Annotated in this window: 13 protein-coding genes; 2 read left to right on the top strand and 11 right to left on the bottom strand. The window is 56.3% G+C overall.

All coding sequences use genetic code 11. The features are described from left to right. The 4 genes from AC2FFF_RS11380 to rpsL all read right to left on the bottom strand — a co-directional run. On the bottom strand, window positions 1-794 hold a 794-nt coding region (locus AC2FFF_RS11380), incomplete at its 3' end, for an elongation factor Tu (protein ID WP_496882945.1). Window positions 795-854: 60 nt separating this feature from the next. Beyond that, a complete protein-coding gene (fusA, locus tag AC2FFF_RS11375) occupies window positions 855-2,972 on the bottom strand; it encodes an elongation factor G (RefSeq protein WP_142636902.1) in 2,118 nt (705 codons plus the stop codon). An 18-nt stretch (window positions 2,973-2,990) separates the two neighbouring features. Further along, window positions 2,991-3,461, bottom strand: a complete 471-nt coding sequence (gene rpsG, locus AC2FFF_RS11370; RefSeq protein ID WP_008756926.1) for a 30S ribosomal protein S7 — start codon at window positions 3,459-3,461, stop codon at window positions 2,991-2,993. Window positions 3,462-3,476: 15 nt separating this feature from the next. Next, on the bottom strand, window positions 3,477-3,848 hold the full coding sequence (gene rpsL, locus AC2FFF_RS11365; protein WP_005621086.1) for a 30S ribosomal protein S12: 372 nt from the start codon (window positions 3,846-3,848) through the stop codon (window positions 3,477-3,479). A gap of 386 nt (window positions 3,849-4,234) precedes the next feature. Here rpsL and AC2FFF_RS11360 point away from each other — a divergent pair, with 386 nt between their 5' ends. Next, on the top strand, window positions 4,235-5,041 hold the full coding sequence (locus AC2FFF_RS11360; RefSeq protein ID WP_281973112.1) for a putative rhamnosyl transferase: 807 nt from the start codon (window positions 4,235-4,237) through the stop codon (window positions 5,039-5,041). Here AC2FFF_RS11360 and AC2FFF_RS11355 read toward each other — a convergent pair. The 5 genes from AC2FFF_RS11355 to rplJ all read right to left on the bottom strand — a co-directional run bounded on the left by AC2FFF_RS11355 (window position 5,026) and on the right by rplJ (window position 15,735). Then, complete coding sequence (locus tag AC2FFF_RS11355) at window positions 5,026-5,895, bottom strand: DMT family transporter (protein ID WP_496882944.1); 870 nt, start codon at window positions 5,893-5,895, stop codon at window positions 5,026-5,028. The genes AC2FFF_RS11360 and AC2FFF_RS11355 overlap by 16 nt on opposite strands. A gap of 192 nt (window positions 5,896-6,087) precedes the next feature. After that, window positions 6,088-10,329: a DNA-directed RNA polymerase subunit beta' gene (gene rpoC / locus AC2FFF_RS11350; protein WP_142636908.1), complete on the bottom strand. Its 4,242-nt coding sequence runs from the start codon at window positions 10,327-10,329 to the stop codon at window positions 6,088-6,090. A 49-nt stretch (window positions 10,330-10,378) separates the two neighbouring features. Then, window positions 10,379-14,512 carry a DNA-directed RNA polymerase subunit beta gene (gene rpoB / locus AC2FFF_RS11345; protein ID WP_142636910.1) on the bottom strand — a complete coding sequence of 1,378 codons (4,134 nt, stop codon included), beginning with the start codon at window positions 14,510-14,512 and terminating at the stop codon, window positions 10,379-10,381. Window positions 14,513-14,762: 250 nt separating this feature from the next. Continuing rightward, a complete protein-coding gene (gene rplL / locus AC2FFF_RS11340) occupies window positions 14,763-15,137 on the bottom strand; it encodes a 50S ribosomal protein L7/L12 (protein WP_142636911.1) in 375 nt (124 codons plus the stop codon). Window positions 15,138-15,216: 79 nt separating this feature from the next. Then, on the bottom strand, window positions 15,217-15,735 hold the full coding sequence (rplJ, locus tag AC2FFF_RS11335; protein WP_142636913.1) for a 50S ribosomal protein L10: 519 nt from the start codon (window positions 15,733-15,735) through the stop codon (window positions 15,217-15,219). A 401-nt stretch (window positions 15,736-16,136) separates the two neighbouring features. Here rplJ and AC2FFF_RS11330 point away from each other — a divergent pair, with 401 nt between their 5' ends. Next, the gene (locus tag AC2FFF_RS11330) at window positions 16,137-17,096 is read left to right on the top strand and encodes a phosphotransferase (RefSeq protein ID WP_281973110.1); all 960 of its coding nucleotides are present in this window, start codon (window positions 16,137-16,139) and stop codon (window positions 17,094-17,096) included. A 70-nt stretch (window positions 17,097-17,166) separates the two neighbouring features. Here the strand turns inward: AC2FFF_RS11330 and rplA are convergent, their stop codons facing one another. Together rplA and rplK are read right to left on the bottom strand one after the other, a co-directional pair. Next, window positions 17,167-17,865, bottom strand: a complete 699-nt coding sequence (gene rplA / locus AC2FFF_RS11325) for a 50S ribosomal protein L1 (RefSeq protein ID WP_142636917.1) — start codon at window positions 17,863-17,865, stop codon at window positions 17,167-17,169. Window position 17,866: 1 nt separating this feature from the next. Further along, window positions 17,867-18,316 (bottom strand): 50S ribosomal protein L11, encoded by a 450-nt coding sequence (rplK, locus tag AC2FFF_RS11320; protein ID WP_085823307.1) that lies wholly within the window; start codon window positions 18,314-18,316, stop codon window positions 17,867-17,869. Window positions 18,317-19,396 lie beyond the last annotated feature (1,080 nt).

Below are 19,396 nucleotides of genomic sequence, written 5' to 3'. Positions count from 1 at the left end.
CGATCCAGCAGCTTGCGGAACATTTCAACACCGGTACAGGTGGTTTTCTTGGTGTCGCGGATGCCGACGATTTCGATCTCGTCGCCAACATTGATCACGCCACGCTCAACACGACCGGTCACAACTGTACCACGGCCCGAGATCGAGAACACGTCTTCGACCGGCATCAGGAACGGCTGGTCAACAGCACGCTCAGGCGTCGGGATGTACTCGTCCACGGCAGCCATCAGCTTGCGGATCGATTCTTCGCCGATTTCCGGGTTGTTGCCTTCCATCGCAGCCAGTGCCGAACCGGCAATGATCGGAATGTCGTCGCCAGGGTAATCATACGAGCTCAGCAGCTCGCGGATTTCCATTTCAACCAGCTCCAGCAGCTCTTCGTCGTCAACCTGGTCAACTTTGTTCATGAACACGACCATGGTCGGGATACCAACCTGGCGGCCCAGCAGAATGTGCTCGCGGGTCTGAGGCATCGGGCCGTCAGCCGCGTTCACAACCAGAATCGCGCCGTCCATTTGCGCCGCACCGGTGATCATGTTCTTGACGTAGTCGGCGTGGCCGGGGCAGTCAACGTGGGCGTAGTGACGCGCATCGGTCTCGTATTCCACGTGGGCCGTCGAGATGGTGATGCCGCGGGCCTTCTCTTCCGGCGCGCCGTCAATCTGGTCATACGCTTTGAAGTCACCGAAATACTTGGTGATTGCTGCGGTCAGCGTCGTCTTGCCGTGGTCAACGTGGCCAATCGTGCCGATGTTGACGTGCGGCTTATTACGCTCAAACTTTTCCTTTGCCATGATGGCCTCCTTTATCGGTAATGAAGGGAGCCCGCTAATCGAGCTCCCTCAAATTTTCGCTTATGCGTATTTCGCCTGGATCTCGTCCGAGATGTTCTGCGGAACCGGATCGTAGTGGTCGAACTGCATGGTGAACTGGGCACGGCCAGACGACATCGAACGCAAGGTGTTGATGTAGCCGAACATGTTGGCCAGCGGCACAAACGCGTCAATCGCGATGGCGTTGCCACGGTTTTCCTGCCCGGAAACCTGTCCCCGACGCGATGTCAGGTCACCAATGATGCCACCGGTATATTCTTCCGGTGTGATCACTTCGACCTTCATGATCGGTTCAAGCAGTTTCGCACCCGCTTTGCGCATGCCTTCGCGCATACCCATACGAGCGGCGATTTCAAAGGCCAGAACCGAAGAGTCCACATCGTGGAATTTACCTTCGATCAGGGCAACCTTGAAGTCGATCACAGGGAAGCCAGCCAGCGGGCCGCTATCCATGACGGATCTGATGCCTTTTTCAACGCCCGGGATGTATTCCTTGGGCACCGAACCACCAACAACACGAGATTCGAACGAATAACCTTCGCCCGGCTCTGTTGGGGTGATGATCATCTTCACCTCGGCGAACTGACCCGAACCACCCGACTGTTTCTTGTGGGTGTAAACGATCTCGGCTTCGTGACCGATGGTTTCGCGATAGGCCACCTGCGGCGCACCAATATTCGCTTCAACCTTGAATTCACGCTTGAGACGGTCAATCAGGATGTCCAGGTGAAGTTCGCCCATGCCCTTCATGATGGTCTGACCCGATTCCAGATCAGTTTCCACACGGAAGGACGGGTCTTCGGCGGCCAAACGGCCCAGACCCTGGCTCATTTTTTCCTGGTCAGCCTTGGTTTTCGGCTCAACCGCGATCTCGATCACCGGATCGGGGAAGGTCATGGTTTCCAGAACCACCGGATCGCCGGTCGAACACAGAGTGTCGCCCGTGGTGGTGTCTTTCAGACCTGCCAGCGCAATGATGTCGCCCGCGAACGCTTCGGTGATTTCCTCACGTTCGTTCGAGTGCATCATCATCATCCGGCCGATACGCTCTTTCTTACCCTTGGTCGAGTTCAGAAGCGTGTCGCCCTTGGACAGAGTGCCCGAGTAGATGCGGGTAAAGGTCAGCGAGCCAACAAAGGGGTCGTTCATGATTTTGAACGCCAGACCCGAGAACGCCATATCATCATCCGCACGGCGGGCGATGTTACGGGTTTCTTCTTCGTCACCGGGTTTGAAGCCCATGTAATCGACAACGTCCAGCGGGCTGGGCAGATAGTCGATCACAGCGTTCAGCAGCGGCTGAACACCTTTGTTTTTGAACGCCGAACCACCCAGAACCGGAACAAACGCGATTTCCAGAGTACCTTTGCGCAGCAGGGCGCGCAGGGTTGGAACGTCGGGCTCATTGCCTTCCAGGTATTCCATCATCGCGTCGTCGTCCATTTCGACGGCCGCTTCGACCATTTTACCGCGCCATTCGTCAGCCATGTCCTTCAGGCTGTCGCGGATCGGTGCTTTGACCCAGCTTGCGCCTAGGTCTTCGCCCTGCCACAGCCATTCTTCCATGGTGACCAGGTCGATCAGGCCTTCCAATTCGGTCTCTGCGCCGATCGGAATACCAACCGGAACAGCGCGTGCGCCGGTACGGTCTTCGATCATTGCAACGCAGTTGAAGAAGTCCGCGCCGATCTTGTCCATCTTGTTGACGAACACCATCCGTGGAACCTTATAGCGGTCAGCCTGACGCCACACGGTTTCGGTCTGAGGTTCAACACCGGCGTTTGCGTCAAGAACGCAGACGGCACCGTCGAGAACCGCCAGCGAGCGTTCAACTTCGATGGTGAAGTCAACGTGGCCGGGGGTGTCGATGATGTTCAGGCGGTGCTTGGGCGAGTCAGCAGTTACACCGTCTTCGGTGCGTTCCCAGAAAGTGGTCGTCGCAGCCGAGGTGATGGTGATCCCGCGTTCCTGCTCCTGCTCCATCCAGTCCATGGTGGCTGCACCGTCGTGCACCTCACCGATGTTGTGGGATTTGCCGGTGTAGTACAGGATGCGTTCCGAGCAGGTCGTTTTACCTGCATCGATATGCGCCATGATACCGAAGTTACGGTAATGGTTGAGTGTATATTCGCGTGCCATTTCAATAAGCCTCTGGAATTACCAACGGTAGTGGCTGAAGGCTTTGTTCGCCTCGGCCATCTTGTGGGTGTCTTCACGCTTCTTCACAGCGGTACCGCGGGACTGTACAGCGTCCAGCAGCTCACCGGCGAGGCGTTCTTCCATGGTGTTTTCGTTGCGGCCACGCGCAGCAGTGATCAGCCAGCGGATGGCCAGTGCTTCGCGGCGCTCGGGGCGCACTTCGACCGGAACCTGATAAGTTGCACCACCAACCCGGCGCGAGCGAACCTCGACCGACGGCTTGATGTTGTCGAGTGCTTCGTGGAACACTTCGACAGGGGCGCGCTTGATCTTGCCTTCAACGCGGTCAAAGGCGTTGTAAACGATGCGCTCTGCAACCGACTTTTTACCGTCGATCATCAGGTTGTTCATGAATTTAGTCAGTACCTTGTCGCCAAATTTGGCGTCAGGCAGGACTTCGCGTTTTTCGGCGGCGTGACGACGTGACATATCAGCCTCTCCTTCTTATTTGGGACGCTTCGCGCCGTATTTCGAACGACGTTGCTTACGGTCTTTGACGCCTTGGGTATCCAAAACACCACGCAGAATGTGGTAACGGACACCGGGAAGGTCTTTTACACGGCCGCCACGGATCAGAACAACCGAGTGTTCCTGCAGGTTGTGGCTTTCACCGGGGATGTACGAGATGACCTCGAACCCGTTTGTCAGGCGCACTTTGGCAACCTTACGCATCGCCGAGTTCGGCTTTTTCGGTGTGGTTGTGTAAACACGTGTGCAGACGCCGCGTTTCTGCGGGCACTGCTCCAGGTGCATGGACTTCGAGCGTTTTACTTTCGGCTGCCGCGGCTTGCGGATCAGCTGTTGGATCGTTGGCATTCCGGTTATATCCCCGTTTTGCAACACACATGACATGCACGCGTGATGCGTGCGGTTAAATTCGCTGCACTCGTGCGTCCACAAGCGCAAAACCCGCGAGCGTTCCCATTCCGAGGTGAACGTCGCGGTTTGTTATCAGAGGGCGCGAACGATAAAAGAGTTCGGGCCTTGACCAGTTCATTACTGAAATCGGTTTTGGGGCGGCCCCCGGTACCGAGATGTGGCGCGTAATAGGGGGAGTCGGACCCAGTGTCAACAGTACAGCTAATCCGTTCCACATCAGGCCGTTTCGCGCTGGAACAAAAGCTCATCCAGTCTTACCGCCCGTTGCAGGAACAGGTCCGTGCAGGCATAGTCAGCCCATTGGTCTGGACCACGGATGAATCATGCAAATACTTGGCCTGTGTCGTTTTTCCTATCCCGCCCATGGCGGCTTTCAGATCGAACACGAAACGATCGAGGACCGGCGCTCCTATCTGTATCAACCTGACCGGCTGGAAGAGCGGTTTCGCCTGTTTGAAACTACTAGCCTGCCCTGCATAAAAGAGCAAACCGACGAGGATTTTCAGTTTCTCATCGTGATCGGTACATGCCTGCCAAACACGGCACGCGAACGTCTTTACGACTTAACAGCGGGCATGCCTCAGGTACAGATCATCGCGCGCGAACCAAAGCGTCATCGCAGGGTCATGAAAGAAATCCTGAATTCAGCACGCACCAAACCGGACGCCCCCTGCATCCAGTTCCGCCACGATGATGACGATGCGGTTTCGGTCGATTTCGTTGAGCGCTTGCGCATCGCCGCAGATGAGTGTCAGGGCTTAATGCAGAACCACAAAACCGTTGCGATTGACTACAATCAGGGGTTCCTGGCCCGTTTCGATGCAGATGGCATCAAGGCGGCACAGGTGTATCAACCTTTGTTGGGGGTGGGCTTTGCAATGTACTCCGCCGGGGGAAGTGACTTGACGATCATGAATTTCGCACATCACCGGATCGGAAATTTCATGCCCGTTATCAGCTATCCGGATGCACCTATGTGGGTCCGCACGCTTAACCAGTTCAACGATTCTCCGCATGCGCGAAACAGTAAGACCGAGCTGTCCCCCCTAACCTCTGAACAGGAAGGCGAATTCATCGCACGGTTCGCCATCGACCAGGACGCCGTTCGCCGCATTCATTCGGCAGATTGACGCGTCCTTTCACGGAACAGCATGAACATTCCTGCCCCAACCACTAAGGCCGCGCCCGCCATCGTAATCCTGTCGGGCCAGTCCCCAAATACGGCCCAGCCCAAACCCAACGCCCAGATCAGACTGGAATAACGAAACGGCGCGATAAAGCCGATCTCACCAGCGCGCATGACAATGACGCTGAACAAATATCCCGTCAGAACAAAGACTGCAGCACACGCTACCATCGAACCGGCGGCTGCCGGAACCGGAACCCAGCCCGAGACAGAGGTGACAAGAACCGCCGTCAATGTAATCGTCGCGGTTGTTGCCAGCGTTACTGCAAGTGATGGCACATGCACTGACATGCGTCGCGTAATCAAATCCCGGGCAGTTACCGAAGCAACTGCGATCAAAGCATATATCGCGTAGATGCTGAAACCGTCCGTGCCCGGGCGAACGATCAGCAACATACCGGCGAACCCGAAAACGATGGCAAGAATCCGACGCCAACCGATATGCTCTTGAAAAAACAACGCGGCTCCAAGTGTTACGGTTAATGGCAAGGCCAGCAGAATGGCAGTCACGTTTGCCAACGGCATATGAAGCAGCGCGACCAAAAAGAAAATTGTCGCCAACAATTCGGCGAGACAACGTGCCGCGACCAACCACTTGTCATGACGCGGAAAGTTCAGATGCAACGCCCCATAGTACCGTGCCAGAAGATACACCAGAATGGTCGCCAAAACCCCGCGGATGGCAACCATCTGAAACAGCGGTAACTGGGCTCCGGCGGCCTTGATCAAAGTGTCATTGATGGTGAAGGCAGCCATGCTGCCCATCATCAGCAAAGCACCCCTGAAATTCGGCGTCACTCTTTTTGAACTCCGCATTTGGCCACGAAGTGCATTTGGCGGCGTTCAAGAAAGAGATGTCAATATGGCTCCGCCCGCCAATGCTCTGCTAGCATGACATTTCCAATGGCGCTTCATGCAGAGCCACACCCGAGCCTGAAATGAAAAGGCCCCGCGAAATCGCGGGGCCTGATCTTTGGAATTTAGGATCGCTTATTCGCGACTTTCCGGTGTTTCCACCAGAACATCCAGCTCATCCCCGACCATATCGTCATCCATCATCGGCGCAGCCAGAGCAGCGGCGGCTTCGGCCTCTTCCCGGCGGGCTTCGATGACAACGTTGTCACGCGACTGCGCGACGCGCTGTACGCTTTGCGTTGCGCCACCGGTACCGGCAGGGATTAGACGACCGACGATCACGTTCTCTTTCAGGCCAACCAGCTTGTCTTTCTTGCCCTGAACCGAAGCCTCGGTCAGAACCCGTGTGGTTTCCTGGAACGACGCCGCCGAGATGAACGAACGCGTCTGCAGCGAGGCTTTGGTGATCCCCAAGAGGATCGGCTCGCCCTGAGCCGGACGTCCACCGCGGGCGAGGGTCTTCTCGTTGGCCGCGTCGAACTCCTGCTTGTCGACATGTTCGCCTTTCAGCAGGGTGGTGTCACCTGAATCCAGGATCTCCCACTTCTGCAGCATCTGGCGCACGATCACTTCGATGTGCTTGTCGTTGATCTTCACGCCCTGCAGACGATAAACATCCTGCACTTCGTCGATCATGTAATCCGCCAGCGCTTCGACACCCATGATGGACAGGATGTCATGCGGGGCCGGGTTACCGTCCATCAGGTATTCACCCTTCTGGATGAAGTCACCTTCTGCAACCGGGATGTGCTTACCCTTGGGCACCATATACTCGATGGTCTCCATGGACTCGTCAGCCGGTTCGATGCTGATGCGACGCTTGTTCTTGTAGTCGCGACCAAAGCGCACGTAACCATCGGCTTCTGCGATGATCGCGTGATCTTTCGGGCGACGGGCTTCGAACAGTTCGGCAACACGCGGCAGACCACCGGTGATGTCCTTGGTCTTGGCACCTTCACGCGGGATACGCGCGACAACTTCACCAGCTTCGATCTGCTGACCGTCTTCGATCGACAGGATCGCGTCCACCGACATCGGATAGTGAACCGGGTTGCCCGCATCGTTACGGACTGGTTCGCCATCTTCGCCAACCAGAATGATCTCAGGCTTGAGGTCGCTGCCTTTGGGGGCCGCGCGCCAGTCGATCACGATCTTCTGGGTCATACCGGTTGCATCGTCGGTCACGTCGCGGACAGCAATGCCCGAAACCAGATCAACATATTTCGCGGTACCGGACTTTTCGGCGATGATCGGCAGGGTGTAAGGATCCCATTCGAACAGCTTGTCGCCACGGTTCACCTTGGTGCCATCCTTGACGAACAGCTTCGAGCCATAACCCAACTTGTGGTTGGCACGCTCTTCGCCATGTTCGTCTTTGATCACCATCTTCATGTTCCGGCCCATGACCAGGCTTTCGCCCGCGGAATTGACCAGGATCTGCGGGTTCTCAAACGAAACGACACCGTCGTGGCTGGCTTCCTGGAACGACTGCTGACCACCTTGCGCAACACCACCGATGTGGAAGGTCCGCATTGTCAGCTGCGTACCGGGTTCACCGATGGACTGGGCGGCGATGATGCCGACAGCTTCACCCGTGTTGACCATAGTACCGCGTGCAAGGTCACGACCGTAGCAGGTTGCACAGACGCCTTCCTCGGACTCACAGGTCAGAGGCGAACGGATGCGCATCGACGCAACAGCGGCCTCATCAATGATATCAGCCATGCGTTCGTCGATCAGCTGACCCGCAGCGACCAGAACCTCATCGGTACCGGGACGCAGAACGTCATCGGCAGAGACACGGCCCAGCACACGTTCGGCTAGCGAAGCAACAACTTCACCGTCGTTTACCGCGGCTTCCGCAGTGATCGCACGCTCGGTTCCGCAATCGAGCTCACGCACGATGCAGTCCTGTGCGACGTCCACCAGACGGCGGGTCAGGTAACCCGAGTTCGCCGTTTTCAGAGCGGTATCCGACAGACCCTTACGGGCGCCGTGGGTCGAGTTGAAGTATTCAAGAACGGTCAGACCTTCCTTGAAGTTCGAGATGATCGGAGTCTCGATGATGTCGCCGTTCGGCTTGGCCATCAGGCCACGCATACCGCCCAGCTGTTTCATCTGAGTGACCGAGCCACGCGCACCCGAGTGGGCCATCATGTAGACCGAGTTCGGTTCCTTTTCAGACCCGTCCTCTGCCCGATCCGAAGATGAGATCGTGCTCATCATCGCTTCGGTTACACGATCGTTACACTTCGACCAGGCATCAACAACTTTGTTGTACTTTTCACCCTGAGTGATCAGGCCGTCCATGTACTGCTGTTCAAAATCCTTCACCTGACCACGGGTTTCATCGACGATGCCCCATTTGTCATCAGGGATCACCATGTCGTCCTTACCGAACGAGATACCGGCGCGGAACGCTTCCTTGAAGCCCATCGACATGATCTGGTCACAGAAGATGACCGACTCTTTCTGACCGCAGTAACGGTAGACGGTGTCGATCACTTGCTGCACTTCTTTCTTCCGCAGCAGGCGGTTGACCAGTTCGAACGGGGCCTTGTTGTTCATCGGCAGCAGGGCCCCCAGACGCACACGGCCCGGAGTGGTTTCAAACCGCTGTTGAACTTCGTTGCCTTCGCTGTCGATCTGAGTAATCCGCGCAGTGATCTTGGTGTGCAGATGCACTTCACCTGCGTCCAGCGCGTGCTGAACTTCGTCGATCGAGCCAAAGACCTTGCCTTCGCCTGGCATACCTTCGCGTTCCAGGGTCACATAGTACAGACCCAGGATCATATCCTGCGACGGAACGATGATCGGCGCGCCGTTTGCTGGCGACAGAACGTTGTTTGTCGACATCATCAGAACGCGGGCTTCCAGCTGGGCCTCAAGGCTCAGCGGCACGTGAACGGCCATCTGGTCCCCGTCGAAGTCGGCGTTAAAGGCCGAACAGACCAACGGGTGCAGCTGGATGGCTTTACCTTCGATCAGAACCGGTTCAAACGCCTGAATGCCAAGACGGTGCAGTGTTGGCGCACGGTTCAGCATGACAGGGTGTTCGCGGATCACCTCGTCGAGGATATCCCACACTTCGGGACGCTCTTTCTCGACCAGTTTCTTCGCCTGTTTCACGGTCGAAGACAGACCCTTGGCTTCAAGGCGCGAGTAGATGAACGGCTTGAACAGTTCCAGCGCCATCTTTTTGGGCAGACCACACTGGTGCAGCTTGAGTTCCGGACCGGTCACGATGACCGAACGGCCCGAGAAGTCGACGCGCTTACCCAGAAGGTTTTGACGGAAGCGACCCTGCTTACCCTTCAGCATGTCCGAAAGCGATTTCAGCGGACGCTTATTGGCGCCGGTGATCACGCGGCCACGACGGCCATTGTCGAACAGAGCATCGACGGATTCCTGCAGCATCCGCTTTTCGTTGCGGACGATGATGTCAGGTGCGCGCAGTTCGATCAGACGCTTCAGGCGGTTGTTCCGGTTGATGACGCGGCGATACAGATCGTTCAGATCCGAAGTCGCAAAACGACCACCATCCAGTGGAACCAGCGGACGCAGTTCCGGCGGAATCACCGGGATCACGGTCATCACCATCCACTCAGGCCGGTTGCCCGACTCAAGGAAGGATTCAACAACCTTCAGACGCTTGATGATCTTCTTGGGCTTCAGTTCACCAGTTGCTTCGGCCAGATCAGCACGCAGCTGTTCGGCTTCGGCTTCCAGATCGATCTGGGCCAGCATCTCACGGATAGCTTCGGCACCGATGTTCGCGGTGAACGCGTCCATGCCATAGGCATCCTGCGCGTCCATGAACTCTTCTTCGGTCAGCATCTGACCATAGGAGAGGTCGGTCAGACCGGGCTCGATGACGACATAGTTTTCAAAGTACAGAACGCGTTCCAGATCGCGCAGCGTCATGTCCAGCATCAGACCGATGCGGGACGGCAGCGATTTCAGGAACCAAATGTGTGCGACGGGCGCGGCCAGCTCGATATGACCCATACGCTCGCGGCGGACTTTCTGCAGGGTGACTTCCACACCGCATTTCTCGCAGACAACGCCGCGATATTTCATCCGCTTATATTTACCGCACAGACATTCGTAATCTTTGATCGGGCCAAAGATACGCGCGCAGAACAGACCGTCACGTTCGGGTTTGAACGTCCGGTAGTTGATGGTTTCGGGTTTCTTGATCTCGCCATAAGACCAAGAGAGAATCCGTTCCGGGCTGGCCAATGAGACCTTGATCTCGTCAAAGACCTTAGGCGGCGTCAGCGGGTTGAACGGGTTATTGGTAATTTCCTGGTTCATTTTGCGTCCTTACAAATTGGGATGGGATGAGTTTGGGGCGTTGCCGCCCCTACTCTTCCTCCGCATCCAGGAGTTCCATATTCAGGCCGAGGCCACGGACTTCTTTCACCAGAACGTTAAACGATTCCGGTACGCCCGCTTCAAAGTTATCCTCGCCCTTGACGATCGACTCGTACACTTTGGTCCGGCCGGCGACGTCATCCGATTTCACGGTGAGCATTTCCTGCAGGGTGTAGGCGGCGCCGTAAGCTTCCAGAGCCCAGACTTCCATCTCACCAAAGCGCTGACCACCGAACTGCGCCTTACCACCCAGCGGCTGCTGGGTAACCAGGCTGTAAGGCCCGGTTGAACGCGCGTGGATTTTGTCATCCACAAGGTGGTGCAGTTTCAGCAGGTACTTGATGCCCACGGTCACCGGACGTGCAAACTGCTCACCCGTACGACCGTCGAACAGAACCGACTGACCGCTTTGCGAGAAGCCCGCGCGCACCAGAGCGTCATTGACGTCTGCCTCTTTGGCGCCATCAAAGACCGGAGTCGCGATCGGAACACCACGGGTCACGTTGCCCGCAGCCTCGATCAGGTGACCCTCGTCCATGCCAGTGATGCCTTCTTCATAGACATCGTCGCCATAGGCCAGCTTCATTGCTTCGCGAACCGGGGTCAGGTCGCCAGAGCGGCGATATTCACCCAGCGCGTCGTCGATGTTCAGACCCAGACCGCGCGCGGCCCAACCCATGTGGGTTTCAAGGATCTGACCAACGTTCATACGCGAAGGAACACCCAGCGGGTTCAGACAGAAGTCAACCGGCGTACCATCGGCCAGGAACGGCATGTCTTCCATCGGAACAACCTTGGAAATTACACCTTTGTTCCCGTGACGACCGGCCATCTTATCGCCCGGCTGCAGCTTGCGCTTCACGGCGATGAAGACTTTGACCATCTTCATCACACCCGGCGGCAGGTCGTCGCCACGACGAACCTTCTCGACCTTGTCTTCGAAACGGGCGTCCAGAGCACGCTTTTGCACTTCGTACTGCTCGTTCAGAGCCTCAACGATCTGTGCGTCCTGCTCATCTTCCAGCGCCAGCTGCCACCACTGACCACGGGTCAGGGTTTCCAACAGGTCCTCGGTGATCACCGACCCTGGCTTGACGCCTTTCGGGCCTTTGACCGCGGTTTTACCCATGATCAGGCCTTGCAGACGCGCATAGATGTTGCGGTCCAGGATCGCCAACTCGTCGTCCCGGTCACGAGCCAGACGTTCGACTTCTTCCCGCTCGATCTGCAGCGCACGCTCGTCTTTCTCGACGCCGTGACGGTTGAAGACGCGGACCTCAACGACCGTACCGTAATCGCCCGGCTTCACGCGCAGCGAAGTGTCGCGCACGTCAGATGCTTTTTCGCCAAAGATAGCGCGCAGCAGCTTTTCTTCCGGGGTCATCGGGCTTTCGCCCTTCGGAGTGATCTTGCCGACCAGGATATCGCCCGGTTCAACATCCGCGCCGATGTAAACGATGCCCGCCTCGTCAAGGTTACGCAGCGCTTCTTCACCGACATTCGGAATATCGCGGGTGATCTCTTCCGGACCCAGCTTGGTGTCACGGGCGGCGACTTCAAATTCCTCGATATGGACCGAGGTAAAGACGTCGTCACGCGCAATACGTTCCGAGATCAGGATCGAGTCTTCGTAGTTGTAACCGTTCCACGGCATGAACGCGACGACCACGTTCTTACCCAGGGCCAGTTCACCCATATCGGTCGACGGACCATCAGCAATGACTTCGCCCTTCTGGACGGTGTCACCCACTTTGATCAGCGGACGCTGGTTGATGCAGGTGTTCTGGTTCGACCGCTGGAATTTGCGCAGACGATAGATGTCAACGCCAGCGTCGCCCAGTTCCAGATCCTCAGTCGCGCGGATAACGATACGCTGGGCATCGACCTGATCGATGATACCGGCGCGTTTCGCCTGAATCGCAGCACCTGAGTCAATCGCAACCTTTTCCTCGATTCCGGTACCAATCAGCGGTGCCTCGGCCCGCAGCAGCGGAACCGCCTGACGTTGCATGTTCGAGCCCATCAGAGCGCGGTTAGCATCGTCATTTTCAAGGAACGGGATCAGCGATGCAGCAACCGATACCAGCTGTTTTGGGCTGACGTCGATCAGGTCCACATTCTCGCGCGGGGCCAGAGTGTAGTCACCTGACTGACGGGTCGAAACCAGATCGTTGATGAACTTGCCATCCGAATCCAGTGTCGCGTTCGCCTGTGCCACCGTGTGACGCATTTCCTCGGTCGCGGACATGTAGTGAACCTCATCGGTCACCTCGGCGTCTTTGACGACACGGTACGGTGTTTCGATGAAGCCATACTTGTTCACACGGGCAAAGGTCGCCAGCGAGTTGATCAGACCGATGTTCGGGCCTTCCGGCGTTTCAATCGGGCACATCCGGCCATAGTGTGTCGGATGAACGTCGCGCACCTCAAAGCCCGCACGCTCGCGTGTCAGGCCACCGGGGCCAAGCGCCGAAAGGCGGCGTTTGTGGGTAACTTCCGACAGCGGGTTGGTCTGGTCCATGAACTGCGACAGCTGCGACGAGCCGAAGAATTCGCGGACAGCAGCAGCAGCCGGTTTCGCATTGATCAGGTCCTGAGGCATGACGGTGTCGATCTCGACCGACGACATACGCTCTTTGATCGCGCGCTCCATGCGCAGCAGGCCAACGCGGTACTGGTTTTCCATCAGTTCGCCGACCGAACGCACACGACGGTTGCCGAGGTGGTCGATATCGTCGATGTCCCCTTTGCCGTCACGCAGTTCAACCAGAGCCTTGATGCAGGCCACGATGTCTTCGCGGCGCAGGGTGCGCAGCGTATCGGGCGCATCCAGAGCCAGACGCATGTTCATCTTTACACGGCCAACGGCGGACAGGTCATAGCGCTCGCTGTCAAAGAACAGCGTTTCGAACAGCGCCGAGGCCGCTTCGACGGTGGGCGGCTCACCCGGGCGCATGACGCGATAGATATCCATCAGCGCTGTGTCGCGGCCCATGTTCTTGTCTGCCGCCATGGTGTTGCGCATGTAGGGGCCGACATTGATGTTGTCGATATCCAGAACCGGAATATCAGTGACGCCCGCGTCGATCAGCTCTTTCGCGGTGCCTCCGATCAGCTCGCCGTCTTTGTCGTATTCCAGCGTCAGCTCATCACCAGCTTCGACATAGATCGCGCCGGTTTCTTCGTTGATGATGTCCTTGGCGACAAACTTCCCGACGATGTGATCGAACGGAACCAACAGCTCGGTGACGTTGCCTTCATCGATCAGCTTCTTGACCGCGCGCGGGGTAACTTTCTTGCCCGCTTCGGCAATCACTTCACCGGATTTGGCGTCGATCAGGTCATAGGTCGGACGCGTACCGCGTGCACGCTCGGGGAAGAACGGTGCTATCCAGCCCTTCTTCTTGTCCAGCTTGTACGACACCGTGTTGTAATAGGCGTCCATGATCGCTTCTTGATCCAGACCCAGCGCATACAGCAGCGTTGTCACAGGCAGTTTGCGGCGACGGTCGATACGGGCGAACACGATGTCCTTGGCGTCGAACTCAAAGTCCAGCCAGCTGCCGCGATACGGGATGATGCGGCAGGCAAACAACAGCTTGCCCGAGGAATGGGTCTTGCCCTTGTCGTGGTCAAAGAACACACCGGGCGAACGGTGCATTTGGGACACGATCACACGCTCGGTACCGTTCACAATGAACGTCCCGTTTGGTGTCATCAGGGGCATATCCCCCATGAACACGTCCTGTTCCTTGATGTCTTTGACCGACTTGGCGCCAGTGTCCTCGTCGACATCAAACACGATCAGACGCAGAGTGACTTTCAGCGGCGCGCTGTAGGTCATGTCGCGCTGCATGCACTCTTCGACGTCGTATTTGGGTTTTTCCAAATCGTATTTCACGAACTCCAGAACGGAGGTTTCGTTGAAATCCTTGATCGGGAAAACCGACTGGAACACGCCTTTGATGCCTTCGCCGTCTGTCGGCACATCTGCATCGCCGGAGCGCAGGAATAGATCATATGAAGATTTTTGTACCTCAATGAGGTTCGGCATCTCCAGCACTTCGCGGATTTTGCCGTAATATTTCCGAAGACGTTTCTGGCCAAGGAACGATTGAGCCATGTCAGATGTCACCTTTCGATGTTCTCAGCGGACAAAGACACCGTCGGGCCCCGGTGCCTTGCACATTAGAGACAACACGTCCGGATCAATTCGTGGCCACCGTCCCGAATGGCGGCCTCCCGATCCATGAACCGCGTCTTAGAAAACACCCCAATCCATGAGGTCCTTTCTAAGACAGGTTCGGCTGGACCCGGATTTCTCCGGGACCAGCCAAATTTCCGGTGCATCTGCGATGCACCAAAAGACTGACTTAGGCCAGTTCGACCTCGGCGCCAGCTGCTTCCAGCTTGCCTTTGATGTCTTCGGCTTCGTCTTTCGACACAGCTTCTTTGATCTTGCCGCCAGCTTCGACCAGCTCTTTGGCTTCTTTCAGGCCCAGACCGGTGATGCCGCGAACTTCTTTGATCACGTTGATTTTCGAAGCGCCGGCGTTCTTCAGAACGACGTCGAATTCGGTTTTTTCTTCCTCAGCTGCGCCACCGGCGTCGCCACCGGCTGCCATGACAACTGCGCCGCCTGCTGCGGGCTCGATGCCATATTCGTCTTTGAGGATGGTTTTCAGTTCTTGTGCTTCCAGCAGGGTCAGACCCACGATGCTTTCTGCGAGTGCTTTCAGATCAGCCATTTTATCAGCTCTTTCCGTTTACAGTGTGTGTTCCAACGTCAGGGTGACTACCCTACGCAGATCATTCAGTGCCAACCGCTTACGCAGCTTCCGCCTTCTCTTCGATGGTGGAAAGGATGCTTGCGATGTTGCTTGCAGGTGCGCCAATTGCGCCAGCGATGTTCGAAGCAGGTGCGCCCAGCATGCCCGCGATAGTAGCAATAAGCTCCTCGCGCGAAGGCATTTTGGACACGGCTTCAACGCCGGCACGATCCAGAGCGTTCTCACCCATTGCACCGCCAAGAATTTCGAACTTTTGGTTCTCTTTGGCGTAGTCCTGGGCCACTTTGGCTGCTGCCACAGGGTCCTCAGAATAGGTCAGAACGGTCATCCCCGTCAGCAGGTCGGCAATGCTTTCACATGGCTTTCCGTCGAGGGCGATTTTGGCGAGCCTGTTCTTGGCAACACGCACGGCACCACCCGCGTCACGAGCACGTGCGCGAAGGTCCTGCATCTCGGCAACTGTCAGACCGGCGTAGTGTGCAACCACTACGACGCCAGAGCTTTCGAAGATTTGGCCGAGCTCGTCGACCACTTTCTCTTTCTGGGCTCTATCCACAGTTTTCTCCAAGTTAGGGGTGATATCTCACCCCGGCTCATATTTGCCGCAGCTTACGCTCCGGCGTTCAGGTCCGTTGTTACGGGATTAGCCAAAATTCGCCCGAGGATCGAAGCCCTCAGAATTCTTTGGTCTTACCCGTCTCAGGCAGGGAATTAAGGGGTCAGATGACACCACCCACCGTCTTGGACGAAACAAAATAAAGCGCACGACGAATCGCACGCTTTACTTCGCAGCTCTCTTTATGGCAGTTACGCCGGGTTTCCAAGGGGTAAATTGGGCCGAAACCGGAAATGATCGAGCAGCGCAGCCGGCATCGGAACAGTGTCCTAGATTGACATGTTCCATACGCTGAGGTCCAGTCTGGCTAAGCCCCTTTCTTCTTAGGTATCCATCCCTGAATGCTGACCCTCACCACAGACGAATACGAACGCGCGCGCGGCTTTGTTCAGGAGTTCCTGGATCAAACGCCAGAGGATGGACCGGCGGGTTTCGAGTGCGTCTATCGTTCTCATGATTTTGCGGGCTCGCGTATAGTGCTCAGGGTCCGAGGTGCGCGCCAGGACTATGCCCTAAAGATCGATACGGAATCGCCCGGGACGGGACGTTTGCGCGATGAGTTTGATATGCTCAGAAAGCTGACCGACCACTTTGCGCAGTACGAAACCGCGGGGGTTGTCGATCCGGTCTATATGTCACCGGGTGAGGCGTTTTTTGTGACGCAGTTTATTGACCGCCCCACCGCTGCGGATCTTATCCATAACAGCCTGGATGACGACCAGATCGGCCGCATCTATCGCCGCGCCGGATCGTGGCTGAACGAGCTGCACAGCTTTCAACCCATCAAGACCTATGATTTCCGCCCTAGCTGGATGATCGACAGGCTTCAGGCTTTGCTACGTCTTGCCCCGGACATAGCACAGCCCTGGGGGCGGAATATGGTCCAGCATCTGACTGACGAGGCATTACAGCTAAAAGGCACCCCTGAACTGCTGGTCCTTGCACACGGAGATTGTCACAGTCAAAATCTGATCGTCGGGCAAGGCGAAATGATCGGCCTGGATTTTACCGAAACGCGGGAAAAGCTGGCTGTATATGATATTGTCGACTTTCTAAAGTCCGATATCTTTCGCGATGGCACTGATGATCAGGTTGATCAAAGCGGCATCCTGAAAACGAACAAAGACATGTTCTTTCGCAAATATCGCCATCCAATTCAGATGGACGTTCTGGATATGTGCATGCGCGCACGTCTGGTGATGGATTGGCTGGACTTATGGCGATTGGACAGATCCTGCAGCGAATACGAGAGCTTTCGCAGAGACCGCCTGAACCTGCGCCTGCAAGCCGTGTATGAGTGAGGGCTGAAAAAGAAAGACCCGAACAGCCTTTACCGTTCGGGTCTAGTCATTTTAGCTATAGGCTAGGGGCTTATTCGCCCGCAGCAGCAGCCACATCCAGAGTCACGCCTGGGCCCATGGTCGAGCTCAGCGCGATTTTCTTCATGTAAGTGCCTTTGGCGCCTGTTGGCTTGGCTTTGGCAACAGCGGTCACAAATGCACGAACGTTTTCTGCCAGCTTGGCTTCGTCGAAGGACGCTTTGCCAACGCCAGCGTGCACAACGCCGCCTTTTTCAGCTTTGAACTGAACTTCGCCGCCTTTAGCTGCTTCTACGGCCGCTTTCACGTCCATGGTCACAGTGCCAACCTTGGGGTTCGGCATCAGGTTGCGGGGGCCCAGAACTTTACCAAGACGACCAACGATGGGCATCATGTCCGGGGTTGCTATGCAACGATCGAATTCAATGGTGCCGCCCTGAATGGTTTCCATCAGGTCTTCTGCGCCGATGATGTCCGCGCCTGCTTCTTTCGCTTCGTCAGCCTTGGGGCCACGAGCGAATACAGCAACGCGCATTGTTTTACCGGTGCCATTCGGCAGGCCAACAACGCCACGAACCATCTGGTCCGCGTGACGGGTGTCAACGCCCAGGTTCAGAGCGATTTCGATGGTCTCATCGAATTTCGAAGTTGCGTTGGCTTTGACCAGGGCAACTGCTTCTTCGACCGACAGGTTTTCCTTGCCAGCGACAGCTTCGCGCGCAGCGCGGGTACGTTTACCGAGTTTTGCCATCTTACTTCACCTCGATGCCCATAGAGCGGGCCGAGCCCAGGATGATCTGCATTGCGCCTTCGACGTCGTTGGCGTTCAGATCTTTCATTTTGGCTTCGGCGATTTCGCGAACCTGCTTCGAGGTCACGGATGCCACGGTCTCACGACCTGGGTTTTCCGCACCACGGGGGCGATTACGCTTGCCAACCGGCTTCAGGCCAGCTGCTTTCTTCAGGTAATAAGACGCTGGTGGCGTCTTGATGTCCATGGTGAAGGACTTGTCCTGATAATAGGTGATCACGGTCGGGCAAGGCGCGCCTTGCTCCATGTCTGCGGTCTTGGCGTTGAACGCCTTGCAGAATTCCATGATGTTGATGCCGCGCTGACCCAGCGCCGGACCAACTGGCGGCGACGGGTTCGCCTGACCTGCAGGAACCTGCAGTTTCATTGTACCAGCAAGCTTCTTGGCCATTTGGTTTTCCTTTCAACTAAAGTGAAACGCGTTTCACCCAGATTATGTTGCGTGGTCCGATCCGGGATCGCGATCCCGGTAATCTCCCACGAGAGAATCTCGCCCAAAGACGATAGAGGCGGCATTTACAGGGGAACGGAAGTGTTGGCAAGGGTTTGAATCACGGCCTGAAGCAGCCACATCGAACCCAAACCGACCCTCGCACAAAAGCTAAGCAACAGCAAACCAGCATCTGTCATCGCCCAATGAGATTGCACCCGCTACATGCACAACCTTGCGGGCTATCAGAGCAACTTAGCAGCCGCCATAATTCTTGTTTCCACTCGCCGTGATTGTGTAGGTTCCGCCTCTTGGACCCGTGTAGCATCGTGAGGTCACGCGCCTAACGCTGGCAACCGGTCGGCGGTACGAAGATACTTTCCTGATCTGAGCACCCCACTCACACGCGAGACCATCGCCATCAAGATCCATATTATGTGGATCAGATACAGGTCCACCAGAGGCTAAGAAGAACCTTTGCGCTGCTGCGCCATTCGGAAAGTCATCACAATCATAGTCACCCCCTGCTGCCTCGGATGAAAACGGTCGCTCGTAGGATTTGGTCCCAGCTGTAGACAGGCTGTACTGACCATAATTGCTATAACCACATTGGTTTACTTTTCGAGCAGCCAGCTCTGCTTCGATCATCAGTTTCCCCCGCAATGTCGTACTTGGGAGCCGATATGCGGAACACAGCTCTGCGGACGATGCGCGCGCTACTTTCGAGGACAACACTTCGGGTGACAAAACATCAGCGGTACACGCAGCCAAAATCAAGAAAACAAAATAGATGAACGCACGCATGAAAAACGCCTTGTGGTCACTTTTCGAAAAAAACATTCGGTCAAATCAATAGGGCAGTTTTGTACCAAGCCAGATCATCAATGTAAACGTTCAGCCAGCCAAGATGCTGCACTGGCTAGGGCAATGCGACGCCTCAAAATCCACCGAAAAAATTTTGCCTCCTGCCTCTGGTCATCCACGCCCTCGACCATCCCGTCGAAATCCACGAATGGACCAGAGTAGGCCGTGATCTACTCG

The sequence above is a fragment of the Ruegeria sp. YTSA226 genome, from assembly GCF_059609905.1.
The sequence above is the reverse complement of the archived record's forward strand: the minus strand, read 5'-3'. Positions and strand labels throughout refer to the sequence as shown.